This window comes from Halogeometricum rufum, assembly GCF_900112175.1.
Taxonomy (GTDB): Archaea; Halobacteriota; Halobacteria; order Halobacteriales; family Haloferacaceae; genus Halogeometricum; species Halogeometricum rufum.
The window spans coordinates 533,546-550,926 of record NZ_FOYT01000002.1 but is presented as its reverse complement, the minus strand read 5'-3'; the positions used below and the strand labels follow the sequence as shown (position 1 = coordinate 550,926).

The 17,381-nt window shown below is 69.9% G+C and carries 15 protein-coding genes; 7 read left to right on the top strand and 8 right to left on the bottom strand.

Going from position 1 to position 17,381, the window contains the following annotated elements; translation table 11 throughout:
- The first annotated feature begins 191 nt into the window (after positions 1-191).
- Positions 192-920 (top strand): nucleoside phosphorylase, encoded by a 729-nt coding sequence (locus tag BM310_RS12395; RefSeq protein ID WP_089808153.1) that lies wholly within the window; start codon positions 192-194, stop codon positions 918-920.
- 3 nt (positions 921-923) lie between these two features.
- The gene (locus BM310_RS12390) at positions 924-2,399 is read left to right on the top strand and encodes a universal stress protein (protein ID WP_089808151.1); all 1,476 of its coding nucleotides are present in this window, start codon (positions 924-926) and stop codon (positions 2,397-2,399) included.
- A 126-nt stretch (positions 2,400-2,525) separates the two neighbouring features.
- Here the strand turns inward: BM310_RS12390 and BM310_RS12385 are convergent, their stop codons facing one another.
- Both BM310_RS12385 and BM310_RS12380 read right to left on the bottom strand, forming a co-directional pair.
- Positions 2,526-3,752: an NAD-binding protein gene (locus tag BM310_RS12385; RefSeq protein ID WP_089808149.1), complete on the bottom strand. Its 1,227-nt coding sequence runs from the start codon at positions 3,750-3,752 to the stop codon at positions 2,526-2,528.
- Between the two features lie 60 nt (positions 3,753-3,812).
- Positions 3,813-4,196: a cupin domain-containing protein gene (locus BM310_RS12380; protein WP_089808147.1), complete on the bottom strand. Its 384-nt coding sequence runs from the start codon at positions 4,194-4,196 to the stop codon at positions 3,813-3,815.
- A 61-nt stretch (positions 4,197-4,257) separates the two neighbouring features.
- Between BM310_RS12380 and BM310_RS12375 the strand changes: the two genes are divergently transcribed.
- The 3 genes from BM310_RS12375 (at position 4,258) to BM310_RS12365 (ending at position 7,145) form a co-directional block, all read left to right on the top strand.
- Positions 4,258-5,544, top strand: coding sequence for a potassium channel family protein (locus tag BM310_RS12375; RefSeq protein ID WP_089808145.1), 1,287 nt, complete (start codon positions 4,258-4,260; stop codon positions 5,542-5,544).
- On the top strand, positions 5,541-6,794 hold the full coding sequence (locus tag BM310_RS12370; protein ID WP_089808143.1) for a TrkA C-terminal domain-containing protein: 1,254 nt from the start codon (positions 5,541-5,543) through the stop codon (positions 6,792-6,794). Before BM310_RS12375 ends, BM310_RS12370 begins: the two co-directional genes overlap by 4 nt.
- Positions 6,795-6,857: 63 nt before the next feature.
- Entirely contained in the window at positions 6,858-7,145 is a 288-nt protein-coding gene (locus BM310_RS12365) for a ubiquitin-like small modifier protein 1 (RefSeq protein ID WP_089808141.1), read from the top strand.
- 58 nt (positions 7,146-7,203) lie between these two features.
- Here the strand turns inward: BM310_RS12365 and BM310_RS12360 are convergent, their stop codons facing one another.
- The 4 genes from BM310_RS12360 to BM310_RS12345 form a co-directional block, all read right to left on the bottom strand.
- A complete protein-coding gene (locus tag BM310_RS12360; RefSeq protein WP_089808139.1) occupies positions 7,204-8,274 on the bottom strand; it encodes an SDR family oxidoreductase in 1,071 nt (356 codons plus the stop codon).
- The gene (locus BM310_RS12355) at positions 8,271-9,851 is read right to left on the bottom strand and encodes a succinic semialdehyde dehydrogenase (protein ID WP_089808137.1); all 1,581 of its coding nucleotides are present in this window, start codon (positions 9,849-9,851) and stop codon (positions 8,271-8,273) included. The genes BM310_RS12360 and BM310_RS12355 overlap by 4 nt, the downstream gene beginning before the upstream one ends.
- A 96-nt stretch (positions 9,852-9,947) precedes the next feature.
- Positions 9,948-10,784 carry a cytochrome B gene (locus BM310_RS12350; RefSeq protein WP_089808135.1) on the bottom strand — a complete coding sequence of 279 codons (837 nt, stop codon included), beginning with the start codon at positions 10,782-10,784 and terminating at the stop codon, positions 9,948-9,950.
- 101 nt (positions 10,785-10,885) lie between these two features.
- On the bottom strand, positions 10,886-11,104 hold the full coding sequence (locus BM310_RS12345) for a hypothetical protein (RefSeq protein ID WP_089808133.1): 219 nt from the start codon (positions 11,102-11,104) through the stop codon (positions 10,886-10,888).
- 109 nt (positions 11,105-11,213) lie between these two features.
- Between BM310_RS12345 and ppc the strand changes: the two genes are divergently transcribed.
- A complete protein-coding gene (gene ppc / locus BM310_RS12340) occupies positions 11,214-13,907 on the top strand; it encodes a phosphoenolpyruvate carboxylase (protein WP_089808131.1) in 2,694 nt (897 codons plus the stop codon).
- A 365-nt stretch (positions 13,908-14,272) separates the two neighbouring features.
- Here the strand turns inward: ppc and BM310_RS12335 are convergent, their stop codons facing one another.
- Positions 14,273-15,073, bottom strand: a complete 801-nt coding sequence (locus tag BM310_RS12335; RefSeq protein WP_089808129.1) for an aldo/keto reductase — start codon at positions 15,071-15,073, stop codon at positions 14,273-14,275.
- Between the two features lie 135 nt (positions 15,074-15,208).
- On the opposite strand from BM310_RS12335, the gene BM310_RS12330 reads away from it, so the two are divergent.
- Positions 15,209-16,549 carry a saccharopine dehydrogenase family protein gene (locus BM310_RS12330; RefSeq protein WP_089808127.1) on the top strand — a complete coding sequence of 447 codons (1,341 nt, stop codon included), beginning with the start codon at positions 15,209-15,211 and terminating at the stop codon, positions 16,547-16,549.
- Here BM310_RS12330 and BM310_RS12325 read toward each other — a convergent pair whose 3' ends face one another.
- A complete protein-coding gene (locus BM310_RS12325) occupies positions 16,550-17,320 on the bottom strand; it encodes a PHP domain-containing protein (RefSeq protein WP_089808125.1) in 771 nt (256 codons plus the stop codon).
- Positions 17,321-17,381: the final 61 nt, after the last annotated feature.

Sequence of the window (17,381 nt, the reverse complement as noted above, 5' to 3'; positions counted from 1 at the left end):
GCAACGCCCCGGACGGGCTTAGTTATCAGTCGAATATCGTGACTGTCGTCGTCGTTAAGGGATGCCAATCACCCGTTAGGCGGCGACGAACGCGGTGAGAGCGCCGGAACTCGGGTGAGGGCCGTCGGTGCGACTCGGTCCGCCGCTCTCCGGACCGCGGCGCTTTTCAGCCCGTCGCGTGAGGCTCGTGTATGGCCAAGCAACCCCACCTGCTCGTCGAGGAGGGCGACGTGGAAGACATCGCACTCGTCCCCGGCGACCCCGGGCGCGTCGAGCGAATCGCCGCGCAGTGCGAGAACGTCGAGGAAGTCGCGGAGAACCGCGAGTACAAGGTCGTCAACGCCACCTACGAGGGCGTCCCGCTCACCATCTGTTCGACCGGCATCGGCTGTCCCTCGGCCGCCATCGCCGTCGAGGAACTCGCGCGCGTCGGCGTCGAGACGTTCGTCCGGGTCGGCACCATCGGCGCACTGCAGGAACACGTCGAAATCGGCGACATGATCGTGGCGACGGGTGCCGCGAAGGAGGAGGGGACCTCCAAGCGCTACGAGTCGGCGGTCATCCCGGCCGTCCCCGACTACGACGTGCTGTCCGCCCTCGTCGACTCGGCGGAAGCGAACGACGAGGACGTCCACGTCGGCCCCATCGTCTCCGACGACGCGTTCTACAACGAGTCCGAGGAGTACGTCGAGGCGTGGAACGAGGCGGGCCTCCTCGCCGTCGAGATGGAGGCGGCGACGCTGTTCTCCCTCGCGCGGCGGCGCGGACTCCGAGCGGGCGCCATCTGCACGGTGGACGGCAACCTCGTGAAGGGGACGCAGAAGGGCGCCGACTCCGACGAGGAACTGCCGGAGAAGGCGAAGAACAACGTCGAACGGGCCATCAAGCTGACGTTGGACGCGGTCACGACACTCGCGTAAGCCGTGTCTCGACTCCGACGGGTCGCCGCCTCGCTGCTGGCGCGAATCTCGCCGCTCCTCGCCCGGGTTCGCCGGGTCGAACGGCGTGAGCTGTCGGAGTTCCGTCGCTGGCTGGAGAACACGAGTAACCTGCTGCATCTCTCTATCCTGCTGTTCGTCCCGCTTATCATCGGGTTCGTGACGTTCCTCACGGGACGCATCGGCACGCTCTCGTACCTCCTGTTCCCGCCGCTTGCGTCGGGGACGTACACGCTGTTCTCCGACCCCGAGGGGCGGTACGCCGACCCCGTTCGCTTCGTCGGGAGCCTGACCATCGGGGCCGTCTGCGGCCTCGTGTCGCTGTGGTTCATCGTGGCGACGTACGGCGAACCGCAGACGGCGACGCCGCACCCCGTGAGCGCCGCGCTGGCGGTGTTCCTCACCGGCGTCGTCACGTGGGCCATCGACGTCGAGGCGCCGTCGGCGTTCTCGACGGCGCTCCTCGCCCTCGTCTCCAACCCCGCGACGGCGGTGTCCCAGACGGAGAGCGCCGTCGCGTACGTCGTCAACATCTTCCTCGCGTCGGCCATCGTCGCCGGCGCGTTCGTCGTCTGGCGCGAACGGTTCTACGAACGCCGCGCGCAGTACCTGTACGAGACGGTCCACGGCGACGACCACGTCCTCGTCCCCATGCGCGGCGACGACGCCCCGCGCACGGCCCTGTTCGGCGCGCGCCTCGCCGCGGCCCACGACGCCGGGAAAGTAGTCTTGCTCGGCATCGTCGCGGAGGCGCCCGATACGGCGATCGACCCCGACGAGGCCGACATCGCCACGACCGAGGGCGACGACGACGCCGACGCCGAACTCTCCGCGGAGGCGGACGAGACGGTGTCGGAACTCGAGTCGTGCGCCGCCGACATCCGGACGAGCGTCGGCGTCCCCTGCGAAGTCGTCGTCGCCGCGGGCGACCCCGTCCCGACGACGGTGCAGGCCGCGCAGAACGCCAACTGCGACCTCGTGGTGACGCCGTACGAGGAGGACCGCGGCCTCCTCTCGGAGTACGTCCGCGGCATCTTCCAGAGTCCGCTGGACGCCGTCGCGTTCCGCTCGGTCGGCGACACCAAACGCTGGAAGCGCATCCTCGTGCTGGTGTCGCGCCCGGGCGACACCGCCCACGCGATGATAGACTTCGCGACCCGCCTCGCCGGCCGGAACGGCGTCGTCAGCGTCACCACCTGCATCAACAGCGAGGTGGAACGCCGGACGGCCGAGACGCGACTTGCCAACTTCGCGGAGACGGCGGACGGCCCCATCGAGACGCGCGTCTCGCGGTCCGACGTGCAGTCGTTCATCTCCGCGAACGCGGGGTCGTACGACCTGCTCGTCCTCGGGTCGAGTCAGGAGCGCTCGGCGGCCTCGCGGTTCGTCTCCCCGCCGACGTTCGAGCGACTTCGGAGCGTCGAGTGCGACGTCGCCATCTTCGACCGCGGGACGCCCTGACCGCACCGGCCGCCGTCGTCGGCGGCGCGCACACTCGCCGAGTCGTCGTCGGCCTCCCCGGCGAACCGTCGTCGGCCTCCCCGCCGAATCGTCGTCGGCTTCCCCGCCGGACCGTCGCCGGCGTCGTCAGTCGCCGTCGCCGCCGTTCTCGTCGTCCTCGTCCTCCAACACGTCCTGCGCGCCGCCGTCCTTCGACGGTTCCTCGGCAAGCAGTCGCCGTTCGAGTTCCTCGACGCCCTCGCCGCCGAGGGCGGACTCCGCGAGGAAGTGCGCGCCGAGAGCCGCGGGGCTGATGACGGTGTCCGCGCCGGCGCGCTTGAGTTTGTTCACGTTCTCGCGCTGGGTCGCCGCGGCGACGATGGTCACCTCGGGGTTGAGTTGACGCGCGGTCAGGATGGCGAGGGCGTCCTCGGCGTCGTTGTTCGTCGCCACGACGACGGCCCTGGCCGACGCCACGCGGGCGCGCCGTTGGGACTCCTCGTCGCTCGGGTCGGCGGTGAGGACGGTGTACCCCCGTTCGGTGAGGCGGCGCGTCCGCTCCTCGTTGTCGGTGAGGATGAGGACGTCCGACTTCGGGCTGAGTTCTTCGAGTATCGGTTCCGTCAGGTCCCCGTAGCCGAGCACGAGGACGTGGTTTTCCAGAAGGTCGAGTTGTTCTTCGGTCATGCGTCCGAGTGCCTTGGAGAGTTGCGCTTCGATGAGCGGGGTGAAGACGACACCGAGGACGACGGCGAACGACGACACGGTGACGAGCAGCACCGAGAGGGCGAACAGTTCGCCGACGGCCGAGTTGGGCGTGATGTCGCCGTAGCCGACGGTGCTCCCGGTGACGAGCGAGAAGTAGAACGCGTCCAGCAGGTTCCGGACGCCGTCGAAGTGTTCCCGCAGGGCGAACGCGCCGACGGTGCCGTACGCCTGCGCGCCCGCGAGAGCGGCCAGCGCGGCCAACTGCGTCGTCGTCAGCTCCAGTTCGCGGTCGAAGGCGCGGAAGTTGAGCCCGACGACGACGAACGCGACGGCCGAGAGCCCGATGAGCGGGAGCGACTGCTCGTTCGACTGCAACGCCCCCTGAGCGGCGGTGACGGGGAACAGAAGCATCGTCGCGTACCACCCCGCGCGCAGGCGCTTACGGAGGCCGAACGCGGTGACGAGGAGGACGAACCCCGTGAGCGTGCCGGTGAACGCCGCCACCTGCTGGACGTAGCCCGGGAGGGTGACGCCGAACAGGACGAAGTCGGGCGCGTCGATGGTGACGGTGATGTTGGCGATGCCCGTGACGACGGAGACGACGCCAACGAGGAACGCCAGCACCATCGACGCGCGCGCGCCCACCCAGTCCCGTTCGAGCACCATATTTCACCGGTGGCGGGTTCGCTACTTAACGGGCACGACAGCGAAGCGATGCCGCTCGCCTCACAGGTCTACCACGTCTGCGGCTCTCTCGTCGCCCGCGGCGTCGCCGGTGTTCGCCGTCCCCGACGGTTCGAACAGGAGCACGTCCGCCCCCTCCGGAGCGACGGGGCGGTGTTCGACGCCGCGCGGGACGACGGCCATCTCGCCGGCCGCCAGTTCCACGTCGTCGCCCGCGCGGAGTTCGAGCGTCATCGACCCCGCGACGACGAGGAACAGTTCGTCCGCGTCGGGGTGACTGTGCCAGACGAACTCGCCGTCCATCTTCGCCAGCTTCACCGCCTGTCCGTTCAACTCCGCCGCCAGTCGCGGGGACCACGTCTCGTCGAACGATTCGAACGCCTCGGCGAGGGTGACGGGTTGGACCCGTCGGTCGTCGTCTGTCATCGGTGTCCCGAGAGACGGCGGGCGATACACGTAAATCGTTCCCGCCGAGAGGAACGTCCAGATGGAACCACTCCCCGTCGAACTGCTCTACGGGCTCTACCTCGGCGTGCTGACCGGGTTCGTCCCGGCCCTCATCGCGTGGGCGCTCGGCTTCACGTTTCGGTACTTCACGGGCGTCTCGATTCCGGGGCTGGCGGTCGTCGGTCTGGGCGTCGCCATCGCGGGGCTGAACGGCGGTCTGCTCGCCCTCGCGGACCCGGCGGTCACCGTCTCGGACGACCAGGTGCGCCTCACCGTGGCGCTGCTCGTCGTGTTGATGGTGACGCTGTACGCACACAGCATGGGCGACAAGATGGGCGCGAACCTCCCGCGGAAACTCTCGCTGCGCGAACTCACCGCGCGGACGCTCTCCTCGGACGTGGTGGAACTCGTCGGCGGCCGCGGGCAGGTCCGCGTGAGCGTCGTCGGCGAAGTCGGCGACGTCGAAGGCTACCCGCCCCTGCCGGCGACGCTCCGCGACGAGATTCGGGCCAGCGAGTGGACGTTCCCGGCCGACGTACCGCTCCTGGAACTGGAGACGCGCGTCGAGGAGCGCCTGCGGACGGCGTTCGACCTCGCGGAGGCGTCGGTGACGCTGGACGAACACGCGCGGGCGACCATCGCGGCCGCCCCGGCGATGAGCGGCCTGTCGAAGCGGCTCGAACCGGGGACGCGCGCCGTCTCCACCACCGCGCTCGTGCCGACGGGGACCGCCCGCGGCGACGAGGTGACGGTGCTCGCGGACGGTGAGCGGGTCTCCGCCACGGTGCTGGGCGTCGCAGACGACGCCGGCGGGAAGAAGGCGGAGCGAGGCGGCGACGACGCGGCCGTGACGGACGGCGGCGAGCGAACCGCGGGTTCGCGAGGTTCGTCGGGGCTCCGGTCCGACGGCGGCGTCGACGTGTCCCCGCCCGTCGAGACGGTCACCGTCCCCACGGCGGCGGGCGGCGAGGCGCGCGTCACGCTCTCGGTCCGTCGGCAGGACGCGACGACGGTGCTGTCCGCGGCCGACGTGGCCCTCCTCGTTCGCTCCCGCGGCGTGCGTCGCGAGTTCGAACTGGTGACGCTCCTCCGCCGCGCGGGCAAGCGGTTCCGACGCGTCACCGTCCGCGACGGGGGCGTCCTCGACGGCGTCACCCTCGGTGAGGCGAACGTCCGCGAGGTGTACGGCGTCGTCGTCCTCGCGGTGCGACGGGACGGTCGGTGGACCATCGCGCCACGCGGCGGTCAGGCCGTCGCCGTCGGCGACGAACTGGTGGTCGCCGGGGCCTACCCCGACCTGGCGGCGTTCACCGAGGTGGTGTCGTGACGCTCGCCGCCCCCCGCCTCGTCCTCCAACTCGACTCCGCGGTCCGACTGGTCGGCAGTCTCCTGCAGGACGGAGCGCTGGTCGTCGGGCTGACCGCCCTCTCGGCCGGTATCTCCGCCGCCGCGGCACTCGTCTACCGGTGGTACACCCGCGAACCGGTCCCGAGGTGGCTCTCGGCGCTGTTCGGCGGGTCCGCGGCCGCCTTCTACCTGAACGCCGTCGGACTCCTCCGGACGACGACGCAGGACCCCACGGCCGTCTTCGACCCGCCGCGGATACTCCTGAACTCGACCATCCTCGTCGCCGCCGTCGCCCTCTCGCCGGTCGGACGGGCGGTCGGCGACCGACTCGCAACCGACGTGTTCGCCGTCGCCGGCGCGCGTTCGATAGACGCCGAGGTGAGCCGCATCGTCCGGACCGTCGGGCGCGTCACCGCCGTCGAACTCCCGGCGGAGGCGTCCGACGTGGGCGACATCGACGGCTACGACCCGGTCCCCACGGACCGGAAGGAGGCGATGGCGGGCAAGCGACTCCTGTTCCCGCGCACCCTCTCCCGCGAGGAACTCGCCGACCGACTCGTCACGCGCATCAAGGAGGACTACGGCGTCGGCCACGTCGACGTGGAACTGGACGACGAGCGAAACGTCTCGTACCTCGCCGTCGGCCGCCGCGTCGCCGGTCTGGGGCCGACGATGCCGCCCGGCGTCGCTGCCGTCGCGGTACGTGCAGACCCCGGCGCGGGCGCCTCGGCGGGCGACGCCGTGCAACTCTGGCGGATGGGCGAGGACGGCGACCCCGAACGCGTCGCCAGCGCCGAACTCCGCGCGACGGCCGGCGACGTGGCCACCGTCCTCCTCGACGAGGCGGAGGCCGAACGCCTCGACCACGAGGAGACGTACCGACTCCTGACGCTGCCCTCCGACCCCGGCGCGGAACACGAGTTCACGTCGCTCCTGCGGAGCGCCGACGAGACGATGGAGACGGTCACCGTCGAGGCGGGCAGCGAACTCGCGAGCGCGACGCTGTCGACGCTCGACGCCACCGTCGTCGCCGTCCACCCGTCCGACGCCCCCGTCGAGACCATCCCGAGGCGCGCGCGGGAACTCGCCCCCGGCGACGTGCTGTTCCTCGTGGCCCGCCCGGAGACGATTCGCCGCATCACGCGCGCGGCGTCGGCCCCCGACGACGGGTCCGCGGAGACCGACGAGTCGGGGCCGGCGGCCGCCGACCGCTCGGACGACGACGACTGAGCGTCGGCGGCCGACGCGCCCGTGGCGCAATACTCATGACTCCCCGGCGGGGAATATCGACACATGACGACCGTACGTTGGCGCCTGTTCGCCGACCTCGCGGAGGTGGCCGGCGCGAGAGAGACCACCGTAACCGTCGGGGACGACGCGACGGTCGGAGACGCACTCGACGCCCTCTTGGACGGCCACGACGGCCTGCGCGTCCGCGTCTTCGAAGACGACACGCTCGCGGACCACGTGAACCTCCTCCGAAACGGCGACGACGCCTCGCTCTCGGAGACGGTCGACGACGACGACGAACTCGCCCTGTTCCCGCCCGTCAGCGGTGGCGCGGGACGGCGTCGCGTCTGACCCCCCGTTCTCGTCTCGGGTCCGACCGCTCGCGCACGTCCCCCGTCCGACCGTCGCCTCAGGTCATCGCCGCCGACGAGATGTCCGGGTGCTCGCGCACGAACTCGACCAGCGCGGGGGCGTACGCGGCGAACGGCGGCGGCGAGACGCCCGTCCCCGACAGGTCGCGCCGCGCGTTCGGCGCGACGTAGCGCGTGGGGTGCGTGTAGTACGGCACGACGGCGGGGTCGAACCCGGTGGCCGCGCGGACCGGACCCGCCGAGAGAAGCCGTTCGAGGAGCGACTGCGTCGTGGGGACGGAGACGACGCGCCGACCCGCCGCCTCGGCGAGGACGCGTTGCGCCTCGACGGCCGTCGGCGGGTGCGGGTCACAGAGGTTGTACGTGACGCCCGCGGAGCGGTCCATCCGCGAGAGCGCGTCGATGGCGTCCACCACGTAGTCGCGCGGGACGACGTTCAGTTCGGTATCCGACGCGCCGAGGGGGGTGAAGAGGACGGCGACGCGCGGTTGCCGGAGGAGGTACCGAATCACGTGGTACGGACCGTCGTACTTCTGCGTCTCGCCGGTCCGACTGTCGCCGACGGTTATCGCGGGCCGGTATATCGTCGCCGACAGGCCCTCGGCCATCCGTTCGCGGACGGCCACCTCCGCGCGGAACTTCGTCTCCTCGTAGTGGTTGGTGAACGACTGCCCCTCCCGGAGCATCTCTTCGGTGAACACGCCGTCGTACCGCCCGCTGACGTAGCAGGTGCTGACGTGGTGGAGTCGGGCGTCCGCCGCTTCGGCGAAGTCGAGGACGTGTCTCGTCCCGTCGACGTTCACTCGCTCCGCGAGTTCCGCCTCGACCCCCAGGTCGTACACCGCGGCGAAGTGGAACGCCTCCTCGGCGTCGCCGGCGAGGCGGTCGTACGTCTCCTCGGACAGTCCCAACCTCGGGTCGGTGATGTCGCCCTCGTGGAGGGCGATGTCCGCCTCCCAGTCGTCGCCCGCGAGTTCGGCGGCCCGACGTGCGGCGTCGTCGCGGTACTTCGACTGCACGAGACAGTCGATTCGGTCGGTTCGGTCGAGGAGGCGACCGACCAGCGCCGACCCGAGGAAGCCCGGAAAGCCCGTCAGGAAGACGCTCATCCGCCCCCACCTCGCCGCCACGCGGTGAGTCGACTCGTCAGTCGTTCGTTCGCGTTCAACAGGAGCGTCCAGAGGCGGCGCGGCACCTCGGCGGGACGGGTGAGCGGTCGGCCGCGTTGCGTCGCCACGGTCTGTGACTCGGTGAAGCGCGTCATCCCAACCTCGCCGTGCCGACGGCCGATGCCCGAGTCGCCGACGCCGCCCATCGGCGCGTCCAGCGACGCCCACGCCGCGGCGTAGCCGTCGTTGACGTTCACGGTGCCCGCGTCGACGCGTTCGGCGACCTGTTCGGCGCGGGCCGTGTCGCCGGACCAGACGCTCGCGTTCAGGCCGTGCGGTCCCTCGTTCGCCCGTTCGACGGCGTCGGCGATGCCCGACGCCTCGTGGACGGCGACGACCGGCCCGAACGTCTCCTCGGTGGCGCACGTCATCTCCTCGGTCACGTCGGTCAGCACCGTCGGTTCGTACGCGTACGGCCCCACGTCCTCGCGGCGGCGGCCGCCCGTCAGCACCGACGCCCCCTCGTCGACGGCGTCCTCGACGTGCGCCTCCACCTTCTCCAACTGGGCCGCCGAGGTGAGCGTCCCCACGTCGTAGTCGAAGTCGTATCCGGCCCCGAGGGTGAGTCGCCGCGTCTCGCGGACGAACGCGTCGAGGAACGCCTCGCGCACGTCGGCGTCGACGTAGATTCGCTCGACGGAGAGGCAAAGCTGTCCCGCGTTCGAGAAGCAGGCGTGCGCGGCGTTCTCGGCCGCGGCGTCCACGTCGGCGTCCGCGAGGACGAGCATCGGGTTCTTCCCGCCGAGTTCCAGCGAGCAGTCCACGAGGTTCCGCCCCGCCGTCGCCGCGACGGTGCGGCCCACCTCGGTACTGCCGGTGAAGCAGACGTAGTCGGACGCGGAGACGAGGGCCTCGCCGAGTTCGTCGCCGCGGCCGGCGACGACGGCGAACAGGTCGGCGGGCAGGCCCGACTCCACGAGCAGTTCGCGAATTCGCAGGGCGGTGAACGGCGTCCCCTCGTCCGGCTTACAGACGACGGCGTTGCCGGCCAGGAGCGCCGGGACGGCGTCGGAGATGGAGAGCGTGAGGGGGTAGTTCCACGGCGAGATGACGCCGACGACGCCGACGGGCTTCCTGTGTTCGGTCGTCCGCGTGAGGAGGGGGACGGCGCCGGTTCGCCGGCGACTCGCGAGGAACGCGCGGGCGTGGTTGGCGTAGTACCGCGCGGTGGCGGCGACGTCGACGGCCTCCTCGTGGGCGTCGAGTCGCGCCTTGCCCGTCTCGGCCTGCACCACGTCCAACAGCGACGACTGTTCGTCGAGCACCCGGTCGTGGAACTCCTCGAAGACGGCGATTCGCTCGCTCAGCGGTCTGTCCGCCCACTCCGCTCGCGCCGCGCGGGCGCGGTCGAACGCGTCGCGCACGTCGTCTGGCGAACAGGCCGGCACCTCGCCCACCGTCTCCGCGTCGAACGGCGACTCGACTGCGAGCGAAGGACGGTCGGCGACGGTGACGACGGCGTCCGCGAGGGCGTCGAGGCGGGACCGTCGGACGGTTGTCGGCGTCGAGAGCGTCATGACTCGTCGTTCGGTCGCGTCTCGTATAAGCGAGGGGTAACGAAGCGACGAGAGTCGGGGACCGCGGGGGTATCGGGGACGCGTCCGTCGGTCGAATCAGTCGGGACGCGGACGAGCGACGAACAGGGTCTCGACGATGCTGAAGGGGTCGTACACCGACTGGTGGCACTGACAGTAGACGTCGTTCTCCGCGTTGAACTTCTCGGAGCCCTCGGTCTTGTACTTCGGCACGCAGCAGAAGTGCGTACACTTGTTCAGCCACGCGATGAAGCCGTCCTGCGTGGACGCCTGTAGCCACGGGTCGTTCTGGGCGGCCTCTTCGATGCGTTCGGAGCGGAGGACCTGAATCGGGATGACGTCTTCGGCGTCTTCGGACCGCCAGCGGCCGGTCGCGCCCTTCCCGATGCCCGACTGCCCGACGCCGTTGCCCCACTCGCGGTAGTCCGAGAAGTCGTCCACGTGGAGGCGGTCACCCTCCGAGTACGCCTCGGACTGCCAGTCGTATCCGGGGTTCGACCCCGAGATGAAGTAGTTGTCCGAGTCGTAGTCGGGTTCGATGCCCGCGTACGACTCCACGCCGCAGTACTGGAACCACTCGGAGGTGTACGTGACGCCGGAGCCCTCGTAGTCTTCGGTCTCGGCGACCTGAATCTGGACCCCCTGCTGCTCGATGGTCTTCACTTCGGGCCAGACGCCCTTGAGGTACCCCTCGGAGTCGATTTCGATGGGTACCTGCGGCATCCCGCGCGGTGCGGGACCGTCGGTGTTCTCGATGGCCATCGCCTGCGTCGAACCCCCGCCTGCGCCGGGAGAGGTGGTCGCGGAGTTGATGGCGGCCGCGCCCGATGCGCCGACGCCGGCGAGTGCCGCGCCCCCCACGACACCTTTGACGAACCGGCGACGACCCGAGTCTTCCGGGTACTTGTCGCTCATACACGAACCTTCGCCCCGCCGGTAAAAAGGGTGACGAAACCCGACCCCACGAACTGGTCCGTCCGTCGAATCACCCGTCTGACCGCCGCGTCGTCGGCGTCTCAGTCCGAGGCGCCGTCGCCCTCGGCGTCGGACCCGCCGCGCCCGCGGGTCACCGCCCACAGGACGAGACAGAGCCCTTCGAATCGCGCGGCCGCGTACACCCACCGGCGGACCTCGGCGTCGCCCGTCGTCGCGAGGTTCATCCAGAAGTCCACCACCTGCTTCGGCCGGAGGAGTTCGACGAGTCCGAGCACGAGGAGGGCCGCTCTGAGCAACATAGTCGTACGGAGGCCCGACGCGTTCAAAAGCGTGCCGCCGCGCCCGAGCGGCGGGCAATTTTTTCTAACGACTCGTGGCTTTTACACAGATGCGAGTATAGCCTTGGTCATGGAGTTACACACGCGAGACGTGAGGCGGGACGTCCGGGAGCTCGGGGCGCTCCTGGGCGACGTGCTGGAGGAGCAGTCGTCCACCAGTTCGTTCCAGACCGTCGAAGACATCAGGACCGCCGCCATCGACTACCGGAAGGGCGACCTCGACTCCCGTGCGCGCCTGCTGCAGGTACTCGACGGGCTCTCGCCCGACGGCGAGAGCGTCGTCGCCCGCGCGTTCACCACCTACTTCGAACTCATCAACCTCGCGGAGGAACGCGAGCGCGTCCGGACCATCCGCGAGGCGTCGCAGGCCGGCGACCTTGAGGACGGCCTGCTCGCCACCGTCGAGTCGTTCGCGGACGGCGACGCCGACCCCCAGACGGTCCAGCGCATCCTCGACGACGTCCTCATCGAACCGACGTTCACCGCGCACCCGACCGAGGCCCGGCGGAAGACGGTGAAGGCGAAACTGCGCTCTATCGCCGCGCGCATCGAGGAGATGGACGAACGCCTCCTCACCGACCGCGAACGGCAGCAGCTCTGGCGGAAGGTGGACGCAGAGGTGACGAGCCTCTGGCAGACCTCGCAGGTCCGCGACCGCCGCCCCGAACCGCAGGACGAAGCGCGGAACGTCCAGTGGTACCTCGAGTCCATCCTGTTCGACGTGGTCGGCGAGGTGTACGCCGAGTTCGAGGACGTCCTCGCAGACGAGTACCCCGAGGTGGACGTGCCGAAACTGTTCGAGTTCCGCTCGTGGGCCGGGTCGGACCGCGACGGCAACCCGTTCGTCACGCCAGAGGTCACCGAGGACACGCTGGCTCGCCAGCGCACGGTCGTCTTGGAGAAGTACAGCGACGCGCTCAAGCGCCTGTCCGGCGTCCTCAGTCAGGACGGGTCCCGCATCGACGTCGGGGCCGACTTCGAGCGCTCGCTGATGGCGGACCGCGAACGCCTCCCCGTCGTCGCCGAGGAGACGGAGGAGCGCTACCCCGACGAGCCCTACCGGCAGAAGCTGAAGCTGATGCGCGAGCGCATCCGCCGCATCGAGGACGTTCGCCCCGACGGCTACGCGAGCCACCACGAACTCCTCGAGGACCTCGAGACCATCGACGCGAGCCTCCGCGCCAACGGCGCGGACGTCGTCGCCGACGAGTACGTGAGCCCGCTGATGCGGCAGGTGGACACGTTCGGCTTCACGCTCGCCAGCCTCGACCTGCGCGACCACCAGGAGAACCACACCGAGGCGGTCCACGAGGCGCTCGAACACGAGGGAATCGACTACCGCGGCCGCGACGAGGCGGGCCGCGTCGAGGTGCTGACCGAGGCCATCCTGCAGGACGAACCCCTGCTGGACCTCGCCGACCCCGGCGACATCTCGGACACGGCCCAGCGCGTGCTGACGCGCTTCGAGAAGCTCGGCGAGTGGCAGCGTGAGTACGGCGTCGGCGCCATCGACACCTACTGCATCTCGATGACCGAGGAGCCGAGCCACGTCCTCGAAGTGCTGTTCCTCGCCGACCAAGCGGGCGTCGTCTCCCTGCCCGACCACTGCGGCCTCGACGTGGTGCCGCTCCTCGAGACGGAGTCGGCGCTGAACGGCGCGCGCCGCATCATGGGGACGCTGTTCGAGAACGAGGCGTACGAGCAGGTGCTGGCCGCCCGCAACGGCCTGCAGGAGATAATGCTCGGCTACTCCGACTCGAACAAGGAGAACGGCTACCTCGCGGCCAACTGGGACCTCTACAAGAACCAGCGCCGCCTCGCGACCATCTGCGACGACTTCGACGTGACGATGCGCCTGTTCCACGGCCGCGGCGGGTCCATCTCCCGCGGCGGCGGCCCGATGAACGAGGCGATGCTGGCGCTCCCGAACGAGACGGTGACGGGCCAGATTAAGTTCACCGAACAGGGCGAGGCCATCGCCGAGAAGTACGCCAACCCGCGCATCGCCGAACGCAACCTCGAACAGATGCTGAACGCGCAGGTCCGGTCGCGACACGAGGCCATCAAGGTGCCCGAGGAGGAGGTGCCCGAGGAGTGGGCCGACGCGATGGACACGATGGCGACTGCCGCCCGGCGGGAGTACCAGGACCTGCTCGAATCCGAGGGCTTCGTCTCCTACTTCGAGCAGGCGACGCCCATCACGGTCATCGAGGACCTCAACCTCGGCTCACGCCCCGCCTCCCGGTCCGGCGAACGCACCGTCGAGGACCTGCGGGCCATCCCGTGGGTGTTCTCGTGGACGCAGTCCCGCTGTATCATCACCGGCTGGTACGCGCTGGGCGCGGGCATCCAGGCGTACCTCGACGACGGCGGCGACGTCGCCACCCTCCGCGAGATGTACGACGAGTGGCCGTTCTTCCAGACGACGCTCGACAACGCCTCGCTCGCCCTCGCGCGGACGGAGTTCGGCATCGCCGAGCACTACGCGGCCCTCGCGGACGACGACCTGCGCGAGCGGTTCTACCCGCGCCTGTACGACGAGTACGAACGCGCCCGCGACATCGTCCTCGACGTGAGCGGCCGGGAATCGCTCCTGAAGCGCCAGTGGCTGGACGAGAGCCTGCGTCGGCGGAACCCCTACGTGGACCCGCTGAACCTGCTCCAGACCCACCTGCTGTCGCAGACCCACCGGACCGAAGACGAGGAGCGGACGCTTCGGCTGACCGTGAAGGGCATCGCGGCGGGGATGAAGAACACCGGGTGACCGCGGAGGAGAGCGGCGAAGACGCGTCGCTCGGCACCGGAGGCTGCCGTCCCCCGACGGCGGCTACGGCTCCCTGATGTCGTACTGCGACCCGCACTCCGGACAGGTGTTACGAGTCGCCCGGTACTCGGCTTTCAGCCGTCTGCGGACGCCCTCCGTGCAGACGCCTGTCGGGCACTCAGCTTCTACCATCTGCCCACAGTGTGGGCACGCCACTACGGCGACTCCCATGTCTCGAAATTTCGCACGAATATTTGTAAAACTTACTACCCTATTCGGACTTGTTAGCACCTGAGAACGTCGAAGACGGGTGATGTGATGGTCAGTCAGACCGCGGCGTCACCGACGCGGGTCGGCGGGGGGATTCAGACCTGGTTCCACGGCGCTTCGTCGAAGTCGACGATGCGCTCTCGCGTCTCGATACTGCCGATGGTCTCGCGGTCCTCGTCGTCCAGTTCGAGTTCGAGCGACTCGTAGTTCTCCTCGACGTGGTCGGGCGAGGCGGCCTTCGGGATGGCCGTGACGTTCTCCTTGTCCATCAACCACGCCAGCGACACCTGCGCGGCCGTCGCGTCGTGCTTCTCGGCGACCTGCCGAATCTCGGGCACGTCGGCCACCTTCCCGCGGGCGATGGGGCAGTAGGCGACGAGTTGGTGGTCCTCCTCGACGGCGAGTTCGTGCAGTTCCTCCTGCGGGAGCATCGGGTGCATCTCGACCTGATGCGCGTAGACCGGCGCGTCGAGTGTCTCGATGGCCTCCCGCATCTGGTCGGGGCGGAAGTTGCTCAGGCCGACGCGTTCGACGAGTCCGTCGTCGACGAGTTCGTCGAGTGCGGGGAGCGTCTCCTCGGGGTCGTACGTGTTGATCGGCCAGTGGACGTACAGCAGGTCGATGCTGTCGGTACCCAGTCGCTCCGCGCTCTCTTGCGCCGTCTCGACGACGTCGTCGGACGCGAGGTTGTCCGTGTCGAGTTTCGTCGCCACGAACACCTCGTCGCGGTCCACGCCCGAGGCGTCCAGGCCCTCCGCGACGTACTCCTCGTTGTCGTAGCCCTGCGCGGTGTCGACGTGTTCGTAGCCCGTCTCCATCGCCAGTTCGACGGCCTCGACGCACTCCTCGCGTTCGTCCATCTGATACGTGCCGAAGCCGAGTCTCGGAATCTCCATACCGCCGCCTCGGACGCCGCGGTGTCAACGGCACCGGTCCCGGCAGTCCAGTCGGGGTTCCGAACGCCGGTTCGCCGGCCCGCGACCGGGGGCGGAGCCGGTACGAATAACCGGCCGAGGACCCAACGCCGAACCATGGCAGACGACTCTCAGTTTCTCGTCTACGGCGCGTACGGATACACCGGTCGCCTCGTCGCCGAGGAAGCGGCCGACCGTGAACTCGACGTGGTCCTCGCGGGCCGGGACGCAAAGCGGACCCGCGACGTGGCCGACGAACTCGACCTCCCCTACCGGACGTTCGACGTGTCGCAGGCGGCGACGATGCTCGACGACGTCTCCCTCGTCCTGAACTGCGCCGGCCCGTTCGACGAGACGGCCGACCAGATGGTCGACGCCTGCGTCGAGACGGGGACGCACTACCTCGACATCACGGGCGAACTGCAGGTGTTCGAGCGAATCAAGCGCCGGAGCGACGACGCCGAGGACGCCGGCGTCACCCTCCTGCCCGGCGTCGGGTTCGACGTGGTCCCCACCGACTGTCTGGCCGCCCACCTGCAGTCCCGCCTCCCCGAGGCGACGCACCTCGCTCTCGCCCTCGAGGCCGACGGCGGCGTCTCGCCGGGAACGCTCAAGACGGTTCTCGGCAACGCGGCCGACGGCGGCGCGGTGCGACGGGACGGCGACCTTCGCTGGGTGCCGATGGCGCACAAGACGCGCGCCGTGGACTTCGGCGACGGCCTCCACCGCGCCGTCACCTTCCCCTGGGGCGACGTCTCCACCGCGACGTTCACGACGGGCATCCCGAACGTCGAGGTGTACCTCTCGCTCCCGTCGAACGCGCGGCGGGCCTTCGCGGCGACGCGGTACCTCGGCGGCCTCCTCGACACGAAACCGGTCCAGTCGCTCCTCGAATACGCCGTCGAACGGTACGTGGAGGGCCCCGACGCGGAGAAGCGCGAGTCCTCGGAGACGCGCATCTGGGGGGAGGTTCGCTCCTCGCGCGACCGGGTCGTCTCGCGCCTCCGGACGCCCGACACCTACGACGTGACCGTCCAGACGGCCCTGCTCTGCGCGGAGAAGACGCTCGCCGGCGAGGCGCCGACGGGGTACCAGACGCCCGCCGCGGCGTTCGGTCCCGACCTGATTCTGGAGGTGCCCGGCGTCGAACGCGTGGACCTCGAAGACGACGAGGTCGTCGCGCGGGAGACGGGGCCGGCGACCGACGCGACGGGCGAGAGTGACACCGACCGCGCCGAGGACGGCGAGACGGGCGGGGGTGCGGACGCGGACGCAGATGCCGAACTCGGCGCGGACGCCGTCACCGTCGACGTCGACGACGACCACCCGGCCGAGGAGAGCGAGGGGGCGGCGGACGACGACACGCCCTCGCCGCGGGCGCTCTCGGACGACGCGAAACCGGCGGTTCGACGGCGGGAGACCGAGGCAGGGACCGTCGAGGGCGAGGCCGAAGAGTAGTCAGACGGCGAGCGTCACCGGGTCGAGGCCGCTGTCGGCGACGAACGCGCGGAGTTCGGCGGCCAGCGGACCGACTTCGTCGGGCGCGTGCGCGTCCGACCCGAGGGTGAACTCGACGCCGCGTTCGCGGAGCACCTCGAAGAACTCGGTCGTCGGGTGGAACCGTCCGTACTCGCTGCGGACGCGTCCGGCGTTCACCTCGGGCACCGTCCGCGACGACGCGAAGGCGTCGGCGACTCGCTCGTACTGCTCTCTGGTGGCGAACCCGCGGAGCGCGGGGTTCCGCTCTATCAGGTCGGCGTGGGCGGCTATCTCGAACAGTTCCGACGCCACGAGCGATTCGAGTTTCTCGAAGTACCGCTCGACCAGTTCGCGCCGCCGGGACTCGGACATCCCCTCGAAGTGGCCGGTGGCGTGGACGTTCGCGCCGTCGAGTGCGTGGACGCTCCCGACGGCGTAGTCGAAATCGGCGTCGGCGAGGAACGCACGTATCTCCGCCTCGTGGCCGGGTTCGTAGTCCACCTCCGCGGCGTCGAAGACGCGGAGGTCGAACTCCTCGCGCAACGACTCGATGGCCTCCCGGCGGCGTTCGTACGTCGTGTCGAGGTTGAACCCCAACTCGCGGCGGGACTCGCGCGCCCAGTCGGTGGAGACGACCATGCAGTGGTCGGCCACGCCGACGCCCGACAGTCCCGCCGACGCCGCCGCGGCGACCATCGCCCGCAGGAAGTCGCCGTCGGAGTAGTTCGAGTGGAGGTGGTAGTCGTACACAGGTGGACGAGGGTACGGCGCCCCGAGGGTAGTACCTTCGGACGCCCCGTCGGGACGAGAA